This window comes from Microcoleus sp. AT3-D2 (assembly GCF_036705715.1).
In the GTDB taxonomy this organism is placed as follows: domain Bacteria; phylum Cyanobacteriota; class Cyanobacteriia; order Cyanobacteriales; family Microcoleaceae; genus Microcoleus.
The window spans coordinates 1-25,646 of the sequence record NZ_JAUBVE010000091.1 but is presented as its reverse complement, the minus strand read 5'-3'; the positions used below and the strand labels follow the sequence as shown (position 1 = coordinate 25,646).

General features: G+C 46.0%; 15 protein-coding genes. 5 read left to right on the top strand and 10 right to left on the bottom strand.

The genetic code is table 11. From position 1 onward, the window contains the following. Positions 1-94: 94 nt before the first annotated feature. From QUB44_RS26920 to QUB44_RS26905, 4 genes are all read right to left on the bottom strand, one after another. A complete protein-coding gene (locus QUB44_RS26920; RefSeq protein ID WP_333372331.1) occupies positions 95-1,270 on the bottom strand; it encodes a hypothetical protein in 1,176 nt (391 codons plus the stop codon). A 59-nt stretch (positions 1,271-1,329) separates the two neighbouring features. Continuing rightward, positions 1,330-2,571, bottom strand: a complete 1,242-nt coding sequence (locus QUB44_RS26915) for an exonuclease SbcCD subunit D (protein ID WP_333372329.1) — start codon at positions 2,569-2,571, stop codon at positions 1,330-1,332. Between the two features lie 109 nt (positions 2,572-2,680). Then, on the bottom strand, positions 2,681-3,256 hold the full coding sequence (locus tag QUB44_RS26910; protein WP_333372327.1) for a Uma2 family endonuclease: 576 nt from the start codon (positions 3,254-3,256) through the stop codon (positions 2,681-2,683). Between the two features lie 89 nt (positions 3,257-3,345). Further along, entirely contained in the window at positions 3,346-4,620 is a 1,275-nt protein-coding gene (locus QUB44_RS26905) for an ATP-dependent DNA ligase (protein WP_333372325.1), read from the bottom strand. 351 nt (positions 4,621-4,971) lie between these two features. Here QUB44_RS26905 and QUB44_RS26900 point away from each other — a divergent pair, with 351 nt between their 5' ends. From QUB44_RS26900 to QUB44_RS26890, 3 genes are all read left to right on the top strand, one after another. After that, entirely contained in the window at positions 4,972-5,277 is a 306-nt protein-coding gene (locus QUB44_RS26900) for a glutaredoxin family protein (RefSeq protein WP_333372333.1), read from the top strand. Positions 5,278-5,477: 200 nt separating this feature from the next. Further along, positions 5,478-7,004: a UDP-N-acetylmuramoyl-L-alanyl-D-glutamate--2,6-diaminopimelate ligase gene (locus tag QUB44_RS26895; protein ID WP_333372323.1), complete on the top strand. Its 1,527-nt coding sequence runs from the start codon at positions 5,478-5,480 to the stop codon at positions 7,002-7,004. A gap of 166 nt (positions 7,005-7,170) precedes the next feature. Further along, on the top strand, positions 7,171-12,687 hold the full coding sequence (locus QUB44_RS26890) for an AAA family ATPase (protein ID WP_333372321.1): 5,517 nt from the start codon (positions 7,171-7,173) through the stop codon (positions 12,685-12,687). A 231-nt stretch (positions 12,688-12,918) separates the two neighbouring features. On the opposite strand, the gene QUB44_RS26885 is transcribed toward QUB44_RS26890, so the two are convergent. Further along, positions 12,919-14,535 carry a HAMP domain-containing sensor histidine kinase gene (locus QUB44_RS26885; protein WP_333372319.1) on the bottom strand — a complete coding sequence of 539 codons (1,617 nt, stop codon included), beginning with the start codon at positions 14,533-14,535 and terminating at the stop codon, positions 12,919-12,921. Between the two features lie 268 nt (positions 14,536-14,803). Here QUB44_RS26885 and QUB44_RS26880 point away from each other — a divergent pair, with 268 nt between their 5' ends. Next, positions 14,804-16,210: a TldD/PmbA family protein gene (locus QUB44_RS26880; RefSeq protein WP_333372317.1), complete on the top strand. Its 1,407-nt coding sequence runs from the start codon at positions 14,804-14,806 to the stop codon at positions 16,208-16,210. Between the two features lie 310 nt (positions 16,211-16,520). Here QUB44_RS26880 and patX read toward each other — a convergent pair whose 3' ends face one another. Further along, complete coding sequence (patX, locus tag QUB44_RS26875) at positions 16,521-16,724, bottom strand: heterocyst-inhibiting protein PatX (protein WP_333372315.1); 204 nt, start codon at positions 16,722-16,724, stop codon at positions 16,521-16,523. 820 nt (positions 16,725-17,544) lie between these two features. Next, the gene (gene coaE, locus QUB44_RS26870; protein ID WP_333372313.1) at positions 17,545-18,282 is read right to left on the bottom strand and encodes a dephospho-CoA kinase; all 738 of its coding nucleotides are present in this window, start codon (positions 18,280-18,282) and stop codon (positions 17,545-17,547) included. A 205-nt stretch (positions 18,283-18,487) separates the two neighbouring features. Here coaE and QUB44_RS26865 point away from each other — a divergent pair, with 205 nt between their 5' ends. Further along, the gene (locus QUB44_RS26865; protein WP_333372311.1) at positions 18,488-23,623 is read left to right on the top strand and encodes a CHAT domain-containing protein; all 5,136 of its coding nucleotides are present in this window, start codon (positions 18,488-18,490) and stop codon (positions 23,621-23,623) included. 79 nt (positions 23,624-23,702) lie between these two features. Here the strand turns inward: QUB44_RS26865 and QUB44_RS26860 are convergent, their stop codons facing one another. From QUB44_RS26860 to QUB44_RS26850, 3 genes are all read right to left on the bottom strand, one after another. Further along, on the bottom strand, positions 23,703-24,335 hold the full coding sequence (locus QUB44_RS26860; protein ID WP_333372310.1) for a restriction endonuclease subunit R: 633 nt from the start codon (positions 24,333-24,335) through the stop codon (positions 23,703-23,705). Between the two features lie 201 nt (positions 24,336-24,536). After that, on the bottom strand, positions 24,537-25,115 hold the full coding sequence (locus QUB44_RS26855; protein WP_333372308.1) for a Uma2 family endonuclease: 579 nt from the start codon (positions 25,113-25,115) through the stop codon (positions 24,537-24,539). 87 nt (positions 25,116-25,202) lie between these two features. Then, positions 25,203-25,646 (bottom strand): tetratricopeptide repeat protein (locus tag QUB44_RS26850; RefSeq protein ID WP_333372306.1); only part of this gene is annotated, 444 nt, incomplete at its 5' end.

Sequence of the window (25,646 nt, the reverse complement as noted above, 5' to 3'; positions counted from 1 at the left end):
ATCATAAGTTAGGGTGAATCCGACTTCTAAACTCTAAACCTAAACCCTGCCTACTGTCTAGAACGAAATAGCCCTGAGTTTATAAGAGTAAAGGCTATCTCTCTTTGAACTTATCTACTAGGCTAAATTCTATAAAGGAGGTGAATACTTTGCCAGTCCAAATGTTATCTATGAGCTTTTTGTTTCGATCTTTTCCATAAACTTTGACTTGGGCTGCATCATTGCTATACTCAAGTCGAATCTGATAATTTCCTAATTGAAGTGGGCTAAACTGCCAAAAGCCACCATTTCCGACCCCGATCATCAATTCCCAATGATTATCTTCTATCCAATATATAGAAGCCCCAGGAGAGAAGATAACATCCTCTCCTGGCATAGCTAAGGGAAAATCTGACTCTTCATATCCTATCAACCAATCTGATGCGTAGTTACTCTTCCGCATAATTTCACCATTAGGCATCATCAATTCTGGAGTAATTGCGTCATAGAAACTGAAGTGAAGGGGAGTTGTGGTATTGTTAGTAATGCGAATTCCTAAATCTAATAGCCTATGACCCTCAGATGGTTTGTCCGGCACAACCAACTCTCGTTGTGGCATCAAAGCTTCAAAGCTGATTCCATTAACTTTAACCACACTGTTATTAAGATCAACAGCTTGAAGTATGCGAAGATTAACAAAAGGAGTTGCCAACTGACTTGTTTTAATTCCTTCTATTTTAATTCTTTCTCTTTTTAAGGTTCCTTGTCGAATTTGGCAATCGAAGCATAAAACATTGCCTGTAGGATTGTCATAAATAAATCGAAGCTGATATGTCCCTAGCTCAAGACCCTCAAAAGACCAAGAGTTATCGGGATTAAGAGATAGATGCCAGTACATAGGGTTAGTAGGTACTCTGAGTAGAAGTAAGTTATCTTGCCAAGAGAGTGTGGCTTCCAGAGAGATGCATATCTCCTCTCCGACTCCAACTAACGAACCCTCATATTCCTCCCTTTGAACTTGCCTATTTATCGGTTCTTTTCGGTTAAGTGTTTGACCATCTGGCCCGATGATTTCTGGGATTAGTCTGCCAGAATGTATGAAGGGAATAGAAGTTTGTGTATTATTGGTAACGGTAACAGCAAGCTGCACTGGAACAGAAAGACTGGGCGGGTTTTTTGCGATCGGTAGTACCGCAATAATTTCTGGCTGCCAGATTTTTAGTTGGATTCCATCTTGTTTAACTTTAGCTTTATTGCGGTTAGTCGATTTTTTAGTTTTTTTAGATGTCATGTTTGCTCCCCTTACAATTGTTAAACTGGATAGCCACCAGAGAAGGTGACAGATAATACCTAAAATTCCACCAAAACTTCCTCCGCGCCGCCCAGCAAACCCTGCGCCGCCTCTAACATACTCTCAGCAACATCTTTCAAATCTTCGCGACTTGCTAAATAAGTTTTCAAAGCTTCTAACGGTTCTATACTATTATTAGCATTCAATTCTGGCAACCGCGGCCTTGCTAGCTGACTGACTAATTCCGGCTGGATTGTGTAGCTGTGCGCTTCGCCCAGAAGTGTGTGCAATTCAGCGTTGTCGATTAAATCTAATTGTTCCGATCGCAATTGGTAAATTAATCTCACAACCGCATCTTGTATCTCTTTCTTGCCAATAGCTTTAACTAACTCGGCTTGCGGGTTTTCCGATTCGGAAACATTCACTTTAATCGTCTGAAACACCCGCACTGGCAAAGTGCAAAATTCCCACTCAGCTTTCCCCCGTTCCAAATTAACTAACACAAAACCTTTATCTTCTTTCTCTTCGCTAAAATCAACTCGTTCGATACTTCCGGGATAAATTACGGGCGGATTGTTGGAAGCATTGAGATTTTGGTGTTTGTGAACGTGGCCGAGAGCAACGTAATCAAAACAAGGGCGAGTTAGCATGGAAACGGGAATGTTAAAGCCTTTTCCAACTGCTAAAAAACGTTCGGCGCCCAGACTTGCTTTATCTGCCATTAAGTGCGCTAAAAGTACGGTTGGTATGTCGGGGTTGAGGCGGCGAATTTCGCCTTCCATTGCGATCGTCAGTTTTTCGGTTAATAATTGGTTAACATCGCCCATAGACAGGCTTTCAGTCTCGGAACGTGTCATTAAGGTCGATCGAGTCAACCAAGGCAAAGTAACCACCTGTACTGGCCCGCTGCGGGTTTGAATCAGGTGAGTGTCCAGGCGATCGCCTACAATAAACTTAGGTATTCCCAAAGTCCGATAAATTCCCAAACTCGCGCCGCCTTGTCCCTGAGAATGTTGGTCGTGATTTCCTACTAGCAAAACAGTCGGAATTTGGGCGTCCACCAAGCGGCTGAATTGTCGGGCAAAAGCCTCTTTAACAAACGGTGGAGGCGTCGAATCAGGGAAAGCATCGCCGCCGAATATGACTAAATCTACGGGTTCAGAAATTGCTCTATCCATACATTTGCTCAGCGTCGCCGCGAAGTCTTCCAGCCGCGTATTTAAACCTGTTTCTGGATTAATCCGGCCGTGGGAAAAGCCGCTGCCCATGTGAATGTCTGAAAGGTGTAAGATTTTAATCATTGTTTTTTCTATTGGTTAGCTATCGTTTTGGTTCGTAGTGAGGACGGAAGTCCTCAGAAGAAGGACTTGCATTCCTGACTACGAACCAAAGAAAGTTGTTTTTCATACATCACAATATGATGCCGGGGACTTTTTGATAAATTTCGCTAATTGCACAACTAAAATTCGCACTAACAAATTCTACTCTATCTCCTTGTCGGTAAGTCTGAGAAACCCAATTTCCTGACTCATTCAGCCGAAAGCACTCAATTTTAATCTCAGATTGAGTCATGAGTACGTATTCTTGCAAACTCGGAGAAGTTTGGTAATCGGCAAATTTATCGCCTCTGTCGAAAGCTGCTGTTGAGGGCGACAATACCTCAACTACTAAAGATGGATATAAAATGAAATCTTCAGTATTTGAGGTATCTCTTTCGTCGCAAGTCACCGCTACATCAGGATAGTAATAGCAATTTGCCTCTTCCAGTCGGACTTTTATATCTGATGATAAAACTAAGCAGGGTGTATTCAGAAGATGATTTCCCAGCAGCCTAACTAAATTACTACCAATAACAATATGAGGCTTTTTTGCCCCTGTCATTGCATAAACGTGTCCGCGTCTGTATTCGTGTTTGATCGGGCTTACTCGCTCGCCTTCTAGGTACTCTTCTGGAGAAATGTAGAAATTGTTTTTGCTGATAACCATTGATTTTTACTCGGCTAATTTTATCTGATACTATGTGTTGGAACTCGCATATTTGGGGAAGAAAACGGCAGTGCCGTTTCCCTACAAATTTAACAAAACTCCAGAAATCGTGCGTGCCATAATTTGCCACTTTCCGTCAAACCCTGCGATCGCACTTTAATTTTGACACTTTTGGGGTTAGCCTCGTAGAGTCGGGCAATTTCCTGCATTTCCTCCGCGCTAAACCCGGTTCCCACAGTTCCTACTGGGACTAATTTGCCCTCAATTTCTTGCGCTACTTTAACGGCGCTAAACGGCCGCCCCGCAACTTTGGTCGCCGTCAAACCCACAATAAACAAATCGTGTTCTTGACAGTATTTAGTTCTCACCATCGGATATTTCTTAACATCTTTTCCCCCGACATAGTGACAGTTGTGCAACACCCAAACTTCGCCTTCTTTATTTTCGGATTCCTGCTGATTTGCCAGGAATAGCTTTTCGGCGGTGGTGCGAAATGTCGGTACAACTTCAAAGGCTGGGGATAAATTCGCCAGCATTTCGCCAACTTCAACTCCCACTGCAATTCGTTCGGATTCTGCCACGGGAGTTAAATCATTGCCTTTGAAAAACAAACTTTTAAAAATGGCATAAATTGCGCTGGGCTGAGTAGTCGGAAAACCGCTTTCAATATTAACTGTAGCAGCTTGCGCCCCGGTACGGTGTTCGCTGCCTGTACAGCTTTTGTAATACAGTTCGCCGTCTAAAACAAAGGTGCCAATTTTAGCGGCTGTGTCGATTAATGTGCGATCGATCTCAACCGATGCTTGTTGCCGCAGGTTAGTCGATCGCGATTGGTAGTATACTTTATCTGGCGTGGCAATGACCACTACTCGATTGCCGTCGCGTTTTGGCTGTCCCCAATAATCGGGATTTTCGATGTAATAAGAACGTTCACTCGGCGCGTCAACCGGCTGCATGGTGACAATCCTTCCCGGCTGTAAGTGCGGTGGTAATTCGGGAACTACGGGGTTATTAACAGTCTCTATGTTGGCAGCGGAAGTTGATTTTGCAGCAGCAAGATTGGTGCTAGATTTGTTTGGAGTATTGAGGGCGATCGGCTTTTCTCCGGTTTCCAATTCAAACGCTCTTTTCCAAAAGCCGATCGCCATTTCCGGGTATCCTTCCGACTCCGCGCACAGTGCAAAACCAATAACTTTTGCCGTTCCAATTCCCCGCCCGTAATCAGCCAAATACTGCACTGCCCCCGCTTCTCCCATCAAGTGCAATCCTCGCGTCACGATGCGATTGTTCCAGCGTTCTCGAATGTCGGCGCTAATTTTTTTAGCTGCTTTTCGCTTGGCTTCTGCGTATTCGGTGCAGTCCATACTGCCTCCTTTATGTAGGGCTATTTATATACTATACTAAAGATTGATTTATTAGTCAAGGTGGAGTTTACAATTAGGTTATGTGAATAAATTTAACTCTTTCATTGGTGAACTAGATTTATTTTTTTACCGCAGAGGCGCAGAGGGCACAGAGGAAGAGAAGAAAAAGAGGGATGGGGTTGTAGTGTTTTGATTGTCAAGCGCGGTAATCTGTTCGCTGCCAATGCTAAGATAACTTCGATCGCGCATTGCGACCAATAAAGCCGTGAGTTGCGTCTTACTCGCGTTGGGTTCGCCAACAGGCGATCGCAGGTTTGAGAATTTAAGATCGAGTTTAATCTTACTGTTATGATGCGATTGATTTTGTACAGCAAACCCGGCTGCCACTTGTGCGAAGGGTTGCAAGAAAAACTGGAACAGATTGAAAGCCTCCAGTTTCAACTCGAAGTCAGAGATATTACCGAACGCGATGACTGGTTTCAAGCTTATCAGTACGAAGTTCCAGTTTTGTTTAAAGTGCAGCCCCAGCCCAAAAATTCTGTTGGCGAGGCTGTATTCTCTGCTGAAGAACTGTTACCCCGTCCTTCTCCCCGCTGTAGTGTCGCCCAATTGGAGCAAATGTTACAGAAATATTTGCAACTCGATCCGTCACAATAATACGATTTACCCAAAAACTCAGGTTTTAATCCTGACCTGCGGGTGCACTAGGCGCACCTTTTTTTAGGCCTGTAGGGTGTGCACCGCGCACAGAAAAACCCCTAGAGTTTGCATCGTGAACAGCAAAAGCCTGTAGATAGTGACTCAAACAATGTGTTCCGCAAGTGATATTCAAGACATCCAAGTGAGGAGTTTTTCAGATGAAATTGAGAGAATTATTAGCAGCAGTTCCCAGCATTTCCTTTGACCCCCAACGTCCCGCCCTTGATGCCGAAGTCAAGGGTTTATCCACTAATTCCCACGCTTGTCAGGCGGGCGATTTATTTTTGGGAATGCCGGGAACTCGGGTAGATGGGGGAGATTTTTGGCAAAGTGCGATCGAATCTGGTGCACTTGCCGCCATAATTTCCACCCAAGCAGCCGAGAAGACACCCCCCCAACCCCCCCTTGCTAAGGGGGGGCTAGAAGAGGTTCCCTGCGTCATCGCAGCAGCCGATATGGCTCAAGTTTGCGGTCAAATAGCAACTGCTTTTTATGGCAATCCAGCTAGCAAATTAAAACTTGTCGGCGTTACCGGGACTAACGGCAAAACTACCACAACTCATTTAATCGAATTTCTGCTCAATGAAATGCAGTTGCCGACGGCAATTTTCGGTACGCTTTATACTCGCTGGCCGGGCTTCCAAAAAACTGCACTTTACACCACACCTTTTGCGGTTGACCTGCAAAAGCAATTAGCAGAAGCTGTAGCAGCCGGATGCAAACATGGGGTGATGGAAGTCAGTTCCCACGCTTTAGCGCAGCAGCGAGTTTTAGGGTGTAGTTTTGAAGTTGCTGTTTTTACAAATTTGACTCAAGACCATCTCGATTATCACCGCGATATGGAGGATTATTTTGAGGCAAAATCGCTTTTATTTGGTTCGGATTACCTCAAAAAGCGCGCTGTAATTAATATTGACGACCCCTACGGGCAGCGGATAGTTGAAAGTTTAAAGTCCGACCTAGTTTGGAGTTACAGCACTGTTCTGAAAACCGCAGATTTGTATGCTTTTGATTTGGAGTATCAGCCCAATGGAGTTAAGGGAATGCTGCACACACCGAAGGGAGAAATTGCTTTTTCTTTGCCTTTAGTCGGTCAGTTCAATTTATCAAATATGTTGGCTGCTGTCGGTGCTGTTTTAGAATTGGGTTTAGATTTGTCCGCAATTGTGGAGAAATTATCTCAGTTTTCGGGAGTACCGGGACGGATGGAACGGGTGCAAATTAGCCCGGAACAAGATATTAGCGTTATTGTCGATTACGCGCACACTCCAGACAGTTTGGAGAACTTGTTGAAGGCGTCGCGGCCGTTTATTCCGGGTCAGATGATTTGCGTGTTTGGCTGCGGTGGCGATCGCGATCGCACTAAGCGGCCGATCATGGGTAAAATCGTTGCACAATTAGCTGATTTAGCGGTTGTTACTTCCGACAATCCGCGCACTGAAAATCCCGATCGCATTTTGGAGGATGTTTTAGCAGGAATTCCCGCCGCAGTAAAGCCGATCGTGATGTGCGATCGAGCCGCTGCAATTCGCACTGCTATTATGGACGCTAAACCGGGAGATGGCGTGCTGATTGCAGGAAAGGGACACGAAGATTATCAGATTTTGGGCACCGAAAAAGTCCATTTTGACGATCGAGAACAAGCGCGAGATGCCTTGAAAGCCAGAATCAATTCCGTTAAATGAATTCGGTTAACTGTTAACGGTTAACCGAATCCGGTTAACCGTTAACGGTTAGCTGTTCGCGGGCTGCGACATTTGTTGTATTTTTAAGCATTTATACTAAGGCAAAATTAGATTTGCACTAGATTATAATAGTAAGACAAAATATTTTAAAAAAATAAATTTTGCTATGATAGAATTAACTGGCTATCAAATTCTCGCTCGAATTTATTCAGGCACTCGCACCCTAGTTTATCGCGGAACTCGCCTCTCGGATCGAAAACCTGTAGCCATCAAAGTCTTGCGGAACGAGTATCCCAGCTTCAGCGAACTCTTGCATTTTCGCAATCAATACACGATCGCCAAAAACCTAAATTTGCCCGGAATCATCCAAACCTACAGCTTGGAAGCCTACCGGAACGGCTATGGGTTGATTGTGGAAGACTTCGGGGGAATTTCTCTGAAGGAATGGACGGGGAAAGGAAAAGCCGTGCAATCTCTGGTTGATTTTTTCCAAATTGCGATCGACCTAAGCAACACATTAGATATACTTTATCGCCACCGCATAATTCACAAAGACATTAAACCCGCCAATATTTTAATAAATCCTGAGACTAAACAAGTCAAACTCATTGACTTTAGTATTGCATCTTTGCTGCCACGAGAAACTCAAATGCTGATGAGTCCTAACGTGATCGAAGGAACACTAAGCTACTTATCTCCCGAACAAACAGGAAGGATGAATCGCGGCCTTGACTACCGCACAGATTTTTATTCGTTAGGTGTAACTTTTTACGAATTGCTGACAGGAAAATTGCCATTTCAATCCAGCGACCCGATGGAATTGATCCACTGTCATATTGCCCAGCACCCACCATATGTACGTGAAATTAATCCCGAAATTCCCCTTGTTCTCTCGGAAATTGTTAGCAAATTGATGGCAAAAAATGCCGAAGCTCGGTATCAGAGTGCATTAGGGCTGAAAGCCGATTTAAAAACTTGTTTGCAACAACTCAATGAGACAGGTAAAATTGAGAGTTTTGCCATTGGGCGGCGAGATTTTTGCGATCGCTTTATCATACCCGAAAAACTCTACGGCAGAGCAACCGAAGTCGCTGCATTATTAGCAGCATTCGATCGAGTAGCAAACCCCTCTAATTCTCCTTCCCCAAAAGAGCCTATAACCGATAGAAACGAGGGAAAAGAAGACCTCCTTTTGATTAATGAGGAGTGGCGTGACTCGAATTTATCCCGCAGCGAAATGATGCTAGTTGCCGGATTTTCCGGTATTGGGAAAACCGCTGTAGTCAACGAAATTCACAAACCCATTGTTCGCCAACGCGGTTATTTTATCAAAGGCAAATACGACCAATTTCAACGTAACATTCCCTTTAGTGCTTTTGTGCAAGCCTTCCGAGATTTAATGGATCAATTACTCTCAGAAAGCGACGCTCAGCTCAAACGATGGCAAAGGAAAATTATCAAGGCTCTTGGCGAAAATGGTCAAGTTATTGTAGAAGTAATTCCTGAATTAGAACGAATTATTGGTAAACAACAGCCTGTCTCTGAACTTTCGGGAAGTGCCGCCGAAAATCGTTTCAATTTACTATTTCAAAAATTTATCTCGGTTTTTGCTACAAAAGAACATCCCTTAGTGATTTTTTTAGATGATTTGCAATGGTCAGATTCAGCATCCCTGAAGCTTTTGCAAGTGTTGATGAGTGAAAAAGATACTCAGAATTTGCTGGTAATTGGGGCATATCGAGATAACGAAGTATCTCCGGCTCATCCATTTATGTTGGCAGTAGCAGAGATGGAAAAATCCCAAGTAACGGTAAATACTATTACCTTGGAACCTCTGAGTCAAGTCGATATTAACGATTTGATAGCAGATACGCTCTCGTGCGAGATCCTTCTTGCTCAGCCATTAACCGAGTTAGTTTATCAAAAAACCAAAGGCAATCCATTTTTTGCCACGCAATTTCTCAGGGCGTTACAGGAAGATGGGCTGATTGTGTTTGACCCCACCCCCCTTTCCCAGGGGAGAGAGAGGGGGGTAACAGGGGGGTGGCAGTGCGATATCGCCAAAGTCAAAGCCCTAACTATCACCGATGATGTAGTGGAGTTTATGGCGGTGCAATTGCAGAAGTTGCCGCCAGAAACTCAGGATGTGCTGAAGTTGGCTGCGTGCATTGGAGCGCAGTTTGATTTGAATACATTGGCGGTAGTCAGCGAGAAGTCGCCGGAAGAAACTGCTTCCGATTTATGGAAATCATTGCAAGAAGGATTCATCTTACCAACCAGTGAAATTTACAAGTTTTATCTCGGAAAAGAAGAGCGGACAACCAGCCCCGCCTTGCCAACGACAGCAGCTCAATTACCTCACTACAAATTTCTACACGATCGGGTTCAGCAAGCTGCTTATTCATTAATTCCTGATGACCAAAAGCAAGCAACTCATCTCAAAATTGGACAGTTACTTCTTCCGAATTTTTCAGAACTTGAAAGAGGAGAAGAAGTGTTCGATATTATTAATCATTTTATCATTGGCTCGGAGCTAATAACGCAGCAAGAAGAACGAACAAGGCTTGCTAAAATTAGCCTCTTTGCAGGGCAGAGAGCCAAACTCTCAACGGCTTATGAATCGGCGACAAGATATCTCGCTTTCGGTTTAAGTTTCCTACCCAGCAATAACTGGGAATCTGCCTATAATTTAACATTTACGATGTATTTAGAAAGCCTTGAAGCTGAATTTTTAGCAGGAAATTTTGAGGAAGCTGAAAAGTTAACAGACATCGCATTTGGCTCTGCTAAATATATTCTTGACCGAGCTAAAATTATTGCTATTCAGCTAACTCATTATCAAAATAAGGCCCTGTATCAAAAGGCGATTAAGGTAGGAATAGAAGGACTAAAACTGTTAGGCTTAGAACTGGCAATTATGCCAAATGAAGCCGAGTTAGAAGGGATGGATCGGGAAGTTAAAAAAACCTTAAATCAGCGCCCAGTTGCAAGACTAATCGACGCACCACTCATTGTCGATGAAGAACGCCAGATGCTGATCAAACTGCTAATGAATATGGTACCGCCTACTTACCTAACTAATCAGGATTTGTTAGTGTTGGTTGTTTTACACATGACCAATCTCTGTTTGCAATACGGGAATACAAATGTGGCGGGTTTTGTTTATGTTTGGTATGGAACAATTCTCTGCCAACGCTTCCAAGACTATGAATTGGGCTATGAGTTTGGACTTTTAGGGTTAAATGTGAATGAAAAATTTAATAACACCACCCTCAATGGCAAAATTTATATGTCGTTCGGCAACTTTATCAACCATTGGCGCAAGCACGTCAGTTCCAATCTTGTTCTGCAACAAGCTGCTTATCAGGGGGCAATGGAGGTAGGGGATTTTTCTTGGTGTCATCACAGTGCTCTGTTCAGTTTCTGGCAGCAGGCGATCGTATCCAGCGATATTCACAGTTTGCTGGCTAGACATGAAAAGTACATCAGCTTTGCTGAACGGACGGAGATTACGACAGCATTTGCCCTAATTCTTCAGTGCAAGATCCTAGAGAATTTGCAGGGGCTAACGATAGGGAAGTATAGCCTGAGTTCTGAAACATTTGATGAAGAGTCGGCGCTAGCAACATTCAATGAAATTGGCTATGGCTATGGCAGTAGTACATACTATTTCGCTAAAGCCTTTTTGTTCTTCACCTATGGTGAGTATGCTAAAGCTTATGAAATGTTAGTAGCGGCGGCAGAGTTTTCTAATACACTTTATGGACAATTTCAACGTGTACTGCATTGTTTTTATCAGTCTTTGAGTGTATTGCAACTTTATGGGGTAGCACCGGAAAAACAACCAAAAGATTATCAAGAAGTTGTTCAGAAGAATCGGGAACAACTTCAAGTTTGGGCAGACAACTGTCCTGAAAACTGTCTGTCCAAATTTATGCTTTTAGAGGCCGAGATGGCTCGTGTTGCTGAACAAAAATGGCAGGCTGCTGAGTTGTACGATCGCGCAATCTTCCTCGCTAAAGAAAACCAATTCCTCAACGAAGAAGCCCTCGCCCACGAACTCGCAGCTAAATTCTACCTCGACTGGGGCAAAGAAAAAGTCGCTGCTGGCTATATGCAGGAAGCCTACTATTGTTACGCCCGCTGGGGAGCCAAAGCCAAAACCGATGACCTAGAAAAACGTTATCCCGATCTGCTGCGCCCCATCTTACAACAGTCCGGCCAACCCCTCACTATTTTAGAAACCCTATCCACCCTCACCAATCCCACCTGCTCAATTCATTCGAGCACCCACCCCACTACCTCAAGCACCTCGATCAACCATGCTCTAGATTTTACGACCCTGCTGCAAATCTCCCAAGTCATCTCCAGCACGATCGACCTGGATGAGTTGCTGCAAATTGTTACCCAAACCATGCTACAAAACTCAGGAGCCGATCGCTGTGCACTGATGCTCTGCCAAGATCAACAATGGCAAGTGCGGGCGATCGCTACGTGGGAAAACATTAGCCTGCAAACAGAACCCCTAGAGAATAATCCCACCGTTCCTGTTAAATTAATCCAGTATGTTAAAAACACCCTAGCAGCAGTTGTCATTGATCACGCCAAAACTGATCTGCCTGTGATTGACAATTATTTAGAGTACCACCAACCAGAGAGTTTGCTGGGTTTGCCAATTCTAAATCAGGGGAATTTGGTCGGCATTTTGTATCTAGAAAATCGGATAACCAGTGGGGTGTTTAGTCGCGATCGCCTCCTAGTGCTGAATTTTCTCTCTAGTCAAGCGGCGATCGCTCTGGAAAATGCCCGCCTCTATCACCAAGTGCACCAGACTTTGAATGAACTTCAGCAAACTCAGATGCAAATGATCCAAAGTGAAAAGATGTCAGCATTAGGTAATCTAGTGGCAGGGGTTGCCCATGAAATCAACAACCCCGTTGGTTTCATTGCCGGGAACATTAATGAAGCTCATGCTGGAGTCCAAGACTTAATTGATTATTTGCGTCTCTATCAAGAAAAGTTTCCTCCATCCGAAGCAGAATTGATTAAGAAAGCCGAGGAAATAGATTTAGATTATCTAGTAGAAGATTTACCCAAAATGTTGAGCTCCATGAAAATAGGATGCGAGCGCATCAAAAACATCAGCACATCCCTCCGCACTTTCTCTCGCGCCGATACGGCAGATAAAGTTGAGGCTAATATCCACGAAGGACTCAATAGCACTTTGATGATTTTACGCCATCGCCTGAAAGCGAACGACAAGCATCCTGAAATTCAAATCATTAAAGAGTACGGCAAGATTCCCAAAGTCAAATGTTATTTGGGACAATTAAACCAGGTATTTATGAATTTGTTAGCAAATGCGATCGATGCCTTAGAAGAATCGAATCAAGGACGGAGTTTTGCCCAAATTCAAGCCCATCCAAATCACATCACTATTCGGACAAAAGTAGAAAGTGAAAAGGTAAAAGTTTCCATCGCCGATAACGGAAACGGAATGTCAGAAGAGGTGAAAAATCGTATCTTCGACCATCTATTTACCACTAAAGATGTGGGAAAAGGAACTGGGTTAGGACTGGCGATCGCACGTCAAATTGTAGAAGAAAAACACGGCGGAAAGCTGAGTTGTTTTTCTACACCTGGAGACGGAACGGAGTTTGTCATTGAGATTTTAATTGATTAATGCGATCGTGCTGTTGGGGCGGGTTTTACCAACAATATTTGAGGCTCACAAACAATCTATAAAAACCTGCCCCCACCCAACCAATAACCCAGATTAACATGAGGTTAGATCCCCTTCAAAAAATATCAATTCTGATTTGTCGTTGGGCTGGGGCGGGTTTATTATATTGTTCGTTTCTGACATAGATGGTTGGTTAAACCCGCCCCTACAGATTTTGCCAATAATTAATCACTATTGCAGCGGCAAAAATACCGTCATCACCTCACCCTTTTGCGGCCGCTGGCGAATTACCAACTTCCCGCCAGCAGCCCGAAATAAATTCTTAGTCACGCTCAAGTTTAAACTCAAACTTCCCGTCTCCGGCTGCACCATCAACAAAGGCCCGATCGATCGCAAAGGACCATTCGCCTTAGCTGCAAAAGTCGATGCGCCATTATCTTCAGGTAGGTGTTCCGATTCCAACTGCAACTTTAACTGATTGCCCGCCAATGTCACCTCCACCTGAATGCGACTCCCGGAAGGCAAAGTTCGAGTAAAATTCTCAATCAAATTAGTTAAAACCTGATCCAGCATCGTCGGATCGCTGACTACCGCCGGCAACTTTTTCGGCACAATAACTTCCAAAGTGTGGTTTCGCACAGCGGCCTGTTTTTGCCAGCGGGGAATGCTATTTTGCAGCACTTCACCGAGGGACATTGCTGTTAGCTGCACGCCAGAATTTTTAGCTTGCGACATTTCCAATTCCACGGCGCGGAAAATTAAACCGAAGCGATCGATCTGAGCGGTACACTCAGCATCAATCGTTTCCAAACGCTTGACCACCACCGGATCGAGTTTGGGACGTTTCAGCAGCAGCCGAGTCAGCGTGCGAATGGTAGCCAAAGGAGTGCGGACTTCGTGGGCGATCGCCTGTAGCAATTCCACCTCTTTAGTAGCCAGAGGAATTGGAGATTTGCAGTTGATATCTGTAGCCGATAACTTTTTATGCCTCGGGTTCAAACAATCATCAATTCTTTCATCCTTTATCCTGCCTGCTTCATCTTTCCCAACAGGCAAATTATGCAACAGCAAGCGGCTGAACTGCATCACTGTTTTATAATTTGGCTCCACAGGCAAAAACTGCTGGAACAGCGCGTCTAATTTAGTAGAATTATTAGTTAATTGGCTAACTGGTAAATTGAAGCTACCGTCAGAATTGGCAAGCAAACATTCGCTTTCAGTCACCCTGCGCCGCAAAACCTCCCAAGCTTTGGCGACTACTTGCGGATCGAAAGAAAATAGAAAAGCCGGAATTCCCGCAGAATTTTCACCCAAAACCATCACCAAACTAAAACTAGCAGTTAAAACCAAACAAAACTGCTCGTTGGCTAAGGGATCACCACTTGCCAAAGCCAAAGCCGGGGCCGCTGCAGGCGCTGATGTTTGCACATCAGCCGCCGGCATTAAAGCTAAAGTTTGTCTAGCCCGAAAAGACCACAAAGCTGCATCGTTGTCGGGAATACTGGTAAAAATCCAATTGGCAAAGCCGTGAGCCAAAGCGGGGTCAGTCAAAACCGAAGACGGGCCCGACAACACCAATCCCTGACAGGCATTGGGGATTGTCGATCGACAATTTGCTCGATCGGCATCTGTTTTTTGTCCTGCTTTTTGCCGATCGAGCATTTGATTCAAAGCTGCGATCGCCCCATACCATTCCTGTTCAGCTTTCAGCCGAGAAGCCCCACGGCTTACAGGACACCGATGGCGGTTGTTTTCTCCCGCCAACTTAGCATCAAAGAGACTTAGGTCATTTTCTTGGCCTTCGGAGGCTAAAATTTCGCTTATTGTCGGTAAAAAGTAAGTATTCACAGTTATAAACCCACCTTCGGAGGCATGAAGGGTGAAGTATTTATGTATAGGAAAGTTCAGGAGTTAGGAGTCAAGCACCTGCACGATCGAAAAATCCCGCATAATTTCTTGCGCCTTCCTCCTAACTCACAGGATATCCACATTTGTTAACTAACGATATTGGCAGAACCGTACCAATAAGTCGCAATCTCCGCGCTTGGGGCGATATTTTGCACGATCGCCCTGACAACAGTGCAAAATGAAGTAAGTTAAACACCGCGCTTTCCTTATGCCCACCTCGATCGCCGACTCGAAAAATCTGCTGTCAGACTTAATGGCACGCTATCGCAACCAAGTAGATTATCTGGCAATTCGACTCGAAGAAGCCGAAGGCACCGACATCCTGCTGCGGGGCGAAAAAATTGAAACCCTCAGCGAAGGAGTCTCAATTGGCGGCCAAGTCCGAGCTTGTCACAAAGGTGGCTGGGGCTTTGCCAGTTTTAACCGACTTTCCACCCTCGCCGAAAGAATCGAAGAAGCCATTGCCGCGGCAAAACTGATCGGCGAAGAAGAAACGATCTTGGCGCCTGTCACCCCAATACAAGACATTTGCTTGCTGCCGCTGACAGGAACAGACCCCCGTCTGGTTCCCCTAATTGACAAAAAGCAATTGTGCGATCGCTACGCGGCCATCCTCCGCAGCATTGACCCCCGCATCGCCACAATCTCCGTGCGCTACGGCGACAGCACCCAGCGGATCATCCTCGCCACCTCCGAAGGCACCATGCTCGAACAAGGTTGGGCAGACATGGAAATGCGCTTTGCCGCCACAGCCCGCAGCGGGGAAACCGTACAAACCGGCCGCGAAACCACCGGTTCGCGCAAAGCTTACGAAGACTTAACCGATCTCGATGTTCAAGTTCGCAGCGCCGCCCAGAGAGCCGTAGATTCCCTAGCCTTACCCCCCGTCCAAGGCAACACCTACACCGTCGTCATCGACCCTATTTTGACCGGATTATTCGTCCACGAAGCCTTCGGACACCTTTCCGAAGCCGACATGGCCTACGAAAATCCCGACATTTTGGAAATTATGACCCTCGGCCGCCAGTTCGGCCCAGAAAACTTGCAAATTTTCGACGGTGCATCGCCAGAGGGACACCGGGGCAGCTATTTCTACGACGACGAAGGCACTCCCGCGACTACTACTCAGTTAATTAAAGACGGGGCTTTAGTCGGGCGGCTGCACTCGCGGGAAACTGCGGGCAAATTGGGAGAAACGCCTACTGGCAATGCTCGCTGTTTGAATTATCATTATCCGCCGATCGTCCGCATGACGAATACTTGGATCGAACGGGGTGACACGCCAGTTGCTGACTTATTTTCTGGTATCAAAGAAGGAGTTTATGCGCGCAATTGGCAAGGCGGCATGACTAACGGCGAAATGTTTACTTTCAGTGCCGGCGAAGCTTGGATGATCCGTGACGGAAAACTAGACAATCCGGTGCGGGATGTTACTCTTTCGGGTAATGTTTTCAGCACTTTAGCTGATATTGAGGCGATCGGCGACGATTTCTACTGGGATGAATCCGGCGGCTGTGGCAAGGCAGGACAAAGCGGTTTGCCCGTCGGCTGCGGCGGCCCGAGTTTGCGGATTCGCGATGTCGTTGTTGGTGGCGAAGCTGCTGAAGAAGATTAAAGCTGCAAAAATTAAAAAAATAAAGGTAAAGCGCCAGATTCCTACTCGCGCTTTACCTTTCTTTATTTTTTGAGTGCAACATTTCGCGCCCTTTGTGTTGTCTGATATCTTGAGGACGCTTGGTCAAAAAACCGGAATAGCGAACAATTATGCCTTGACTCGTCAAATACCGCTGAAAAATCGGTTTTTTGCTACGCAGTACGTCACTCCCCAATTAATGGCTCAAAATTTTCAATTTTTCTATTGTTATCCCAATTTTTAATTCTCCCATTCTCCACCTAATTCCCTGCAATTATCGCTTTTTTCGGCTTTATCTCCCCTCGCCTCGTCCTGGTGGCCTATTATCTCGCTCTTTATCGTAAAAGGTCTGAGAGTCGGCTATGGCGGTTAAAATTTCGGGAGCAGAGTTGTCTTGAGCAAAAAAGGTCGATCGAGTTTCTAAGCTTTGAGCATTAACTGCGCCAGCACTCAGTAACAGGCTTGACATCAGGATGGAAGAGTAAACGCGCATCATAAATTTTGGTGTTTGTATTTTCCCCTTCTTGATACGCAGTCTGTACTCTGCTATCAGGATAAAAAAAATAATAATTGTGGCGAAGTCATCAATTAGTAAGTGACGGCACCTGCAATTTTTTTGAGTTTTGGTTAAAAGCGGGTGAAATCCATCATCTAGCTCGCTTGTTCGCGGGTAATTTCTAGTTATCTGCTACTGGCGGGCAACCAGCAGAATTCAAGACCATGTTCAAAAAAATAATGCTACTCTTCTATGCCCGTATTCGCAACCCTGGTAGTTATAAATCCTTCCCAAATCTAAAATCTAAAATCTAAAATCTAAAATGGTATGACCCCTGGAATCCTTTTGAAACAGTCTTCCAAGAAAGAAACAAAAACCGCCAATTGTAAAGTTTTACTACTTTTATGATTAACTTGATAATTTATTGAGTTGAAGCGGCAACCCGGGGATTAAAGACACAACAGGAGAGTACCCAAGCGCGCCATCACCACGTTACATATAAATATCTTGGTGAATGAGATTCCTTAAAGTGGGCAATGCCTAATTTTTCACATTAACTCCATAAATGGTTGCTATTGTATTTTTAAATAAATTGTGAACCTTTTATTTTTTCTGATCTTTTCGGATATTTCCCGATCTTGCTTTGTGACAAGAGCGCTTACGCGCCACTCCGAAGGAGGAGTCGAAAGCGGTTGGGGAAAAAAAGCCTGTTCACAAAATCGTGGAGTCAATCTCAAATCTCAACTCTCAAATCGAACTGCCGCGCAGAAAGTAAAAAAACCAGGTTTTAAAACTGATATCGCCGAGTCAATCTCAAGTATCAAATCTCAAAGCGACTGACTTGCACATCTACCTGCAGGAATAGCGAGTCGAGCGTTGACGAGTTGTCCAAAATAACGTCAGCTTGTTGACACTTTTGAGCTAGTGGCAACTGGGCGTTAATGCGGGCATTAGCTCGATCGTAACTCAAGCCGTCTCGCTGCATTAGTCGTTCTAACTGCACTTCGGGTGAACAGTACACCACCCAAATTTCGGTACACAAGTCAGTCATGTTAGCTTCAAACAGCAGCGGCACTACCAAAACCAAAGTCACCGTGTCAGCCTTGGCACAGAAACCAGTTTTTTTTTCAACAATACTCGGTTCTAGCTTTTGATGATGGTGAAAAAAGCCGGTTTCTTGAGTCTTTGTACCTAAATCCTGTGTGCCTTGGGATACCAAACTCGATGCAGCAATCCAGCTTTGAGTTTCCTCAACTAATCGGCGGCGCACGTAAGGGTGAATCTGTTGTTCCAACCACTGCCGCTCGTCTGCGTTACAAAAAATAATACTTCCCAACTCGGGCCGATTTAAATTGCCGTCCGGGAGCAAAATACCCGCGCCGTATCGTTTTACAATAGAGTCAAGTATTGGCGAACCGGGGTTCACAGCTTCGCGGGCGTAAATATCGGCATCTAAAATCGGAAATCCACAGGCATCTGCCAGATAATTAGATATAGCGGTTTTACCGGTGGCGATGCCCCCAGTTAAACCAATCAGACGCACAATTCGATCGCTCATAATTTTCTCTGTTTAAACTTCCTGTGTTTCGACACTTACTGTCAGTCTTTGCTATGTTGGTGACACAATCAAATTTAGACTTAAATTTTAAGATTGGCGATCGAGAGTTCGCGTTAGGAAGTGTCAGCATTGGGGTGCGATCGACTCTTTTTTACCTAAAATCTCAATTTTAAACTCGAATCAAGGTCTAGACCGAGGCAAACTTATGAATGCTCAACGTGCTGTGCGGTCGATTCTGGCAGCAATTCCCCTTGCTGGATTTTTGATAGTAGATTTTTTACCCAACCTGGTTTTCCTCAAAGAAAACAGCAGCGGATGGGTACTCGTGGCAATTTATCCCCAATCTCAAATTGCTGCAGCACAATCTATTACTCCAGCCCCAGACGGCACCGGAACCGCTGTCACCGCCCCAGGTCCAGGGTCGCCCCCTCGCTACGACATTAAAGGCGGCACTACCTCCAGAGACGGAGCAAATTTGTTCCACAGTTTTACTCGGTTCGGTCTGAATGCTGGCGAAACTGCCAATTTCATCTCCAACCCAAGCGTTAAAAATATCCTCGGCCGCGTTGTCGGTGGGGACGCTTCCTTAATTAACGGTCTAATTCAAGTTAGTGGCGGCAATTCTAATTTGTTGCTGATGAATCCCGCAGGCATTATTTTTGGAACAAATGCCCGGCTCGATGTGTCCGGGTCTTTTTTGGCTACCACCGCTAGCGGTATCGGTTTTGACGACCGTTGGTTCAACGGTACAGGGGCGAACGACTACGCAGCCCTAGTCGGAACGCCGAATGCTTTTGTTTTTGGTACACAGCCGGGGAGTATTGTCAATGCCGGTAACTTGGCTGTCGGAACCGGGCAAAATTTGACTTTGCTGGGCGGTACGGTGATCAGTACAGGGCAACTTTCAGCCCCGGGCGGTCAAATTACTGTGGCGGCTGTCCCTGGTGAAAATCTGGTGCGGTTTAGTCAAAACGGACTTTTGCTGAGTTTAGAAGTTTCTCCAGCAGCCGGAGTGTCGGGTTCGGAAGCTCTCCCCTTCTCTGGGCTGAGTTTACCTCGGCTGCTTTCGGGCCCCGGCGTGGCTAACGCTACGGGTATAACTACGAACGCTCAAGGTGAAGTCGTGCTCACAGGCGGCCAAACAGTGCCTGCAGGTGCGGGAACTGCGCTGGTAGCGGGTGCTGCAGACGTGTCTGCCAGGGGGGGCGTCGGAGGAAGCGTCAACGTGTTGGGCGACAAGGTAGGGCTATTGGGAGCGAAGATTGAGGCTTCGGGGCCCGACGGTGGCGGAACGGTGCGGATCGGGGGAGATTATCGAGGCGAGGGAACTGTGCCGAATGCCAGGATGACTTACGTGGATGGCAAAAGTTCGATCGCCGCCAACGCAACTGAATCAGGCAACGGTGGCAGTGTTGTTGTCTGGGCTGACAACACAACAGCATTTTTGGGCAGCATCAGCGCAAATGGCGTTTCTGCAACGGCAACCGCAGGTGTTGGGGGTTTTGTGGAAGTGTCGGGCAAGCAAAGATTGATTTTTAACGGTACTGTTGATACCTCTGGGACAAACGGTTTGGGAACTTTGCTGTTAGATCCAGAAAATATTTTAATTACGGATTCCCCAGAAGGTGCGGGCGATGCGGAAATAATTGCCAACAATAATATTTTGGCAACAGGAACGCTACCAGGACAGGAAAACAATTCTGAGCCTTCGCTGACTATTTCGGCTAGAGCTTTGGAAAGTATGTCGGCGACTGCAAATGTGGTTGTCGAAGCGCTCAATGATATTACAATTGCTGATTTAGCGGACAATCAGTTGAGCTTTCAAGCAACTACTGGTTCGGTAACATTGAGAGCAGATGCCGATCGCAATGGTGCGGGTGTTTTTTCGATGAATTCTGGAGATACAATTAGCACGGCTGGCGGTGCGATCGCCATTTCGGGAAGTCAAATTACTGCGGGCAATTTGTCGAGTAACGGCGGAAATATTAGTTTGATTAGTCCGGGTTCGACTGTTGCCAACAATATTTCTTCATCCAATCCCAGCACCGGCAGCAGCGGGAATATTTTGCTCGATGGCCTGAACGTAATGGCCCAAAAACTTGATGCCAGCGGCCGGGAAGCGACGGGAAATGTGACTGTGACGGCTCGGAATGTTCTGGGAGTGAGTTCGATCGCAGGGGGTTCGGGAAACATTACTTTGACTGGTGATGAAATTAATTTCAAAGGCGACAAAAATTCAGTCAGCGGTAGTGGCTTTTTGGTACTGCAACCTTGGAGTCCCGGTCAAAATATTGCGATCGGCGGTTCTGGAGATGTCGGCACTAATATTTATTTGAATCTGACGGCAAACGAGCTCGGAAGTTTGCAAAATGGATTTGCTGGAATTACGATCGGCCGCAGCAACGGTATCGGTTCAATTCTGATTGCCAACGATTTCACATTTTACGATCCGCTAATTATTCAATCGCCAGCGGGTTTGGGAACAATCACTACTACAAATTCTTTGACAGCGGCAGACAATGCCTCAATTACTCTCAAAGCTGACGGCAATATCCGTACCGGAAATATCACTACCAACAATCAGGAAATTCGCATCGTCAGCACCGCAGGCAATGTCACAACCGGTCAGCTACTTACTGGAACTGCCCGCACCATCAACACTTCTGTCAATTCTTCCGAAGATATAGGCAATTCGGCGGGAGATGTTAGTGTTACCGCACAGGGCACGGTGACTGCCGGGGCGATCGACACAAGGAGCGATCGGGCGGGGAAGGTGACGCTGACGGGGCGCAATGGAGTCACTGCAGGGGCGATCGAAGCTGGTGGCGCCCAAACAGGGGGAGATATTACCCTGACGGGCAACAAAATTGACTTGATGGGTGACAAAAATTCGATCACCAGCAACGGCAATCTGGTGCTGCAACCGGCTGATCCGAGTCAAAATATTATAATTCAAGGTTCTGGCGATACAGAAGCTCTGAACTTGACTGCTGCGGAATTGAACACTTTTCGGAATGGGTTTGCTTCGATCGCGATCGGGCGCGCTGACGGTAGCGGTCTGATTTCGATTCCTTCTGGAACGCCAAATTCAACGCCAGTGGCGGTGACATTTCAAGATCCGGCGACGATTCGATCGCCCAATGGCACAGGCGCGATCGTGGGGACGGGTGCGATCGTCGGCACGGATAACGCCACGATCTCTCTGATGGGCGGTACTGTAGCCGTCGGAGACGTTACCTCGACTGCGGGGATTAACATCACTAGCAGTCAAGGCAAGTTGACTGCTGGTACGGTTTCATCTCGCTCAACTTCCGGGGTGGCGGGCCCTATCAATATTCGCAGCGCCGGTGCGGTAGAAACCGGCAACATCGATGCTTTTGGTGTCAGAAGCGGGGGAGATATTTCGATTGCGGCGCCGGGCCGAATCGTTACAGGGGTGATCAACTCGAGTTCGCAATCGGGAAGTGCCGGTTCGAGCCAAATTATCGGGCAGAAAGATGTTGAAGTTGTTTCGATCAAAGCTCGTGGCAATACGGGCGGCGATGTGGCAATCGAGGCTGGGGGAGCGTTTAGGACTCCGGGAACAGGAACTGCTGCTGAGCGCGCCGAGGTCAGCATTTCTACAGACGGCCTGGCTCAATCGGGTTCACAGACTCTGTTGCAAAGCACTTGCCCCTCCGGAACCTGCACCGCGGCGGCTGTTGGGACGGGAAACTCGAAGTCGAACACTGCCACCTCCTCAACTGCGATCGGGCCGCTGGCGATCGTGCCGAGTCCGGCACCAACTACCAGCGTGGAACTGCAAACGACAGACAATTCTCAACAAATTGTGACTCAGGTGAGTCTCGGCCCTGCAGCGTCGGTGCCAAAGAGCAGTAACGCAAATGTCTTGCCAGAACCTGCTGCTACCTCTGTTGAGGCGCGGCAGAACGAGACTTCCAGCGGCCCGGTACTGCTGTCGCCGTCGGTGTTAAAAGACAATTTGGGTACGCCTGCGGCGACAGAAAACGCCAGCGTGGCAACAACTCCACAGAAGCCGGCGAGTGCGGTGACAGCAGAAAGTATGGGGAATGTGAGGGTTCCTGAGATTTCTCGATCAAGTTCGATCGCGCAAATAAATCCGATCGACGCAGTGCAGCAAAGAGATAGAGTTCAGGGCCAGGAATTTGAACGTTACTTGGGCGGCAATCTCGGTCAAAAGTCAGTCACGCAGCAAAGTATTCGAGATACTCTCAGCAGCGTCAATCGCTTGACGGGGGTTAAACCCGCGATCGTTTACGTGTGGGCGAAAGAGCAACATTTAGAACTTGTGCTGTTATTGCCAGACGGCAAAAATGTTTTTAAAAGCGTGCCTGCAAGTCGCCAGGCAGTGCTGCAAGTTGCTAAAGAATTCACTAATGCTATCAGAACTCCCAGGAGATTGAATACTACTGATTATCAGGAACCTGCCGAGGAACTTTACCAGTGGTTAATTGCACCGCTGCAACCGGAATTGGATGCTAACAAGATTGACACCTTGGTGTTTTCGATGGATGCCGGTTTGCGAACTTTGCCTTTGGCTGCTCTTTACGACGGCAAGCAGTTTTTGGTAGAAAAGTACAGTTTGGGGCTGATTCCGAGTTTGAGTTTAACTGATACTCGCTATGCCGGTGTTAAGGGTTCTGAAGTTTTGGCGATGGGTGCGTCGAATTTTCCTGCCAAATACGATCAAAATCCTTTGCCTGCGGTGCCGCTGGAATTATCGACAATTGTGGGCAAGATTTGGCCTGGTTCGTCTTTTCTCAATGAAGCTTTTACTTTGGCAAATTTGAAGGACAAGCGCAATCAACCGCAATACAAAATTATTCATTTAGCTACTCACGGCGATTTTCAGCCTGGGGGCACCCAAAATTCTTACATTCAGTTTTGGGATACTAAGTTGCAGTTGAATCAGTTGGATCAGTTGAAGTTATCTAACCCGCAGGTGGAGTTGTTGGTTTTGAGTGCGTGTACTACGGCGGTGGGAGACGAACAAGCTGAGTTGGGGTTTGCGGGGTTGGCGGTGCACGCGGGGGTAAAATCGGCTTTGGCGAGTTTGTGGTATGTCAGCGATGTCGGTACTTTGGGGCTGATGACTGAGTTTTACCAGCAGTTGCGTACAGCGCCGATTAAGGCTGAGGCTTTGCGGCAAGCGCAGTTGGCGATGTTGCGGGGAGAAGTGCGGTTGCAAGATGGTTATTTGGTGCGATCGGGCAACAATCAAGCTCTGCCTTTGCCGTCGGAGTTGACCGCCCGGGGCGATCGAAATTTGTCGCATCCTTATTATTGGGCTGCTTTTACTATGATCGGTTCGCCGTGGTAATTTTTATTGGTTACTTGTTCTTAGTTATTGGTTATTTGTTGGTTCCAATAACCAATAACTAATGACTTATGACTAAGGACTAATTGCTAGCTGCTATTTGACTCAAGCGTTTGAGGATGCAGAGTACATCATGTAAATTATTGGTGCGATTGCTAATTCCAAATAAATCAGATGTGCTATATCGAGGTGATTCTCCTTTCACTAATTTAACAAAGATGAAACTGCCGCCTGTAGCAATCATGCCGTAACTAGGTTTGTCCGGGTTGGGATTTGCCAGCATATAAGCTAAGATTTGCGCCAATCCCGCTTCGATCGAAAATGAAACTCGTTTCGATTCTATTACCATCAGCCATAACTGCTCTTTTAAAACTAAAGTATCAAGGCTGCCTTTGATGATAACGCCTTCATCTTCTTCGGAAATTTCGACGGATTTTTCTGGTTTAATGTAGAAAGGATGCAGATAAAACTCGCCTGCAAATAACAGCGGAGAGACGATCGACAAACTAATGGTTTTTTCCAGCATCGGCGGATACTCTAACAAGTTGAAGTAACCCGCTTTAATCTGATCTAGTTGTCGTTTTTGAAAGTCGGTAATTTCTGGTAACTCATCTTGCCATTCTCGGAAAAATTGGTCGTCTGTGACAAGTTGAAGGTCAAAAAGTGTTTTTAATTCTTCTAATGTGACATTTTTAGCTTGAATCGTTTGAACCATAATTCTAGCGCGTTAATTTTATGGGTACTTATAATTTTATCAAATTTCCCGGTTATATGATGTCCCGTCGAGCGATAATAACAAAATTGGTTCGTAGTGAGAACCCAGAGTCCCGATCCAACTCGCTGAGACTTCCATTCCTCACTACCAGCTTATAACGGTTATTTTACCGAAGATGATATAAGTCAAAATTAAATTCTGCTAATTCCAAATTTTTTGCAAATTGAGAACAAATCCCGGCAAAACATTTTCTCCAGAAAGGGTGAGAGGAGATTGTAAAACTTCCACATCTTGACCGGGGCGATAAATTTCAACCTCCCGTTTTTTCCGGTTAATCAGCCAACCCAAATGGCAGCCATTTTCCATATATTCTTGCATTTTTTCCTGAGTCTTTTTTAGGCTGTCGCTGGGCGAGAGTAATTCAATGACAAAATCGGGACAAAGCGGGATGAATTTTTCTCTTTGTTCGGGTGTCAAAGCTGACCAGCGGGATTTTTCTACCCAAGAAGCATCGGGAGAGCGATCTGCTTTGTTGGGAAGAGTAAACCCTGTGGAGGAATCAAACACTTCGCCGAGTTCGGTTTGTTCGTTCCACAGATCCAATTGTGTAGTCAATTTGACATTGCGTTTCCCTGTTTCTCCTCCGGTTGGCGGCATGACAATTAATTCTCCGTTGGCGTTGCGTTCGAGTTTCAAGTCTGGGTTTTCTTCGCACAGTTGATAAAACTGTTCTGAAGTTAGTTTGATAATGGAGTTGAGGTTTAAGGTGATAGCAGTCATGGTTATTTACCTGCTGTTTTTATGAACTACATTAAGAATTAAAAATGAGTAATCCCATTTTTAATTCTTAATTATTAACTTCTAATTCTACTGCAATTGCTTGATTCTGTTGAGTGCGTCTTGATAGGCGCTGGTTCTTCCGCCTTGCTTGTAAAGTTCTGCTGCTTTTTGAAAGTCGGCAATTGCTTTCGGTTGGTCTTGGTTGTCCAGGTAAGCTAAAGCTCGGTTGTAGTAGGCGTCGGCAAAACCGGGATTGGCTTCGATCGCCCGCGTGTATGCTTGAATAGCAGTGGAACCACGTGTGGGTCCGAGTTGGGGCAAGCCGGCGGTGATGAAAGTGCGGGCATTACCGATATTAAAATACAATTCAGGGGTATATTTGGGCTTGAAAGCGAGTGCTCTGTTGAAATCGGCGATCGCCTCCCAAGCATCTCCTTCATCTAAGCGCGAAAGCCCTCGAAAATAATAGGCTTGGGCGTCTTGCGGATTGGCGGTGGATACCGGGCCGATCGTTGCGGGAGTATTGTCTAC

Excerpts from the sequence above, each read along its gene's own strand:
- QUB44_RS26900 (WP_333372333.1), top strand. The coding sequence starts at position 4,972 with ATGCGATTGATTTTGTACAGCAAACCCGGCTGCCACTTGTGCGAAGGG.
- QUB44_RS26905 (WP_333372325.1), bottom strand. The coding sequence starts at position 4,620 with ATGGACTGCACCGAATACGCAGAAGCCAAGCGAAAAGCAGCTAAAAAA.
- QUB44_RS26890 (WP_333372321.1), top strand. The coding sequence starts at position 7,171 with ATGATAGAATTAACTGGCTATCAAATTCTCGCTCGAATTTATTCAGGC.
- QUB44_RS26915 (WP_333372329.1), bottom strand. The coding sequence starts at position 2,571 with ATGATTAAAATCTTACACCTTTCAGACATTCACATGGGCAGCGGCTTT.
- QUB44_RS26910 (WP_333372327.1), bottom strand. The coding sequence starts at position 3,256 with ATGGTTATCAGCAAAAACAATTTCTACATTTCTCCAGAAGAGTACCTA.
- coaE (WP_333372313.1), bottom strand. The coding sequence starts at position 18,282 with ATGAGCGATCGAATTGTGCGTCTGATTGGTTTAACTGGGGGCATCGCC.
- QUB44_RS26860 (WP_333372310.1), bottom strand. The coding sequence starts at position 24,335 with ATGGTTCAAACGATTCAAGCTAAAAATGTCACATTAGAAGAATTAAAA.
- QUB44_RS26865 (WP_333372311.1), top strand. The coding sequence starts at position 18,488 with ATGAATGCTCAACGTGCTGTGCGGTCGATTCTGGCAGCAATTCCCCTT.
- patX (WP_333372315.1), bottom strand. The coding sequence starts at position 16,724 with ATGATGCGCGTTTACTCTTCCATCCTGATGTCAAGCCTGTTACTGAGT.
- QUB44_RS26895 (WP_333372323.1), top strand. The coding sequence starts at position 5,478 with ATGAAATTGAGAGAATTATTAGCAGCAGTTCCCAGCATTTCCTTTGAC.
- QUB44_RS26880 (WP_333372317.1), top strand. The coding sequence starts at position 14,804 with ATGCCCACCTCGATCGCCGACTCGAAAAATCTGCTGTCAGACTTAATG.
- QUB44_RS26855 (WP_333372308.1), bottom strand. The coding sequence starts at position 25,115 with ATGACTGCTATCACCTTAAACCTCAACTCCATTATCAAACTAACTTCA.
- QUB44_RS26920 (WP_333372331.1), bottom strand. The coding sequence starts at position 1,270 with ATGACATCTAAAAAAACTAAAAAATCGACTAACCGCAATAAAGCTAAA.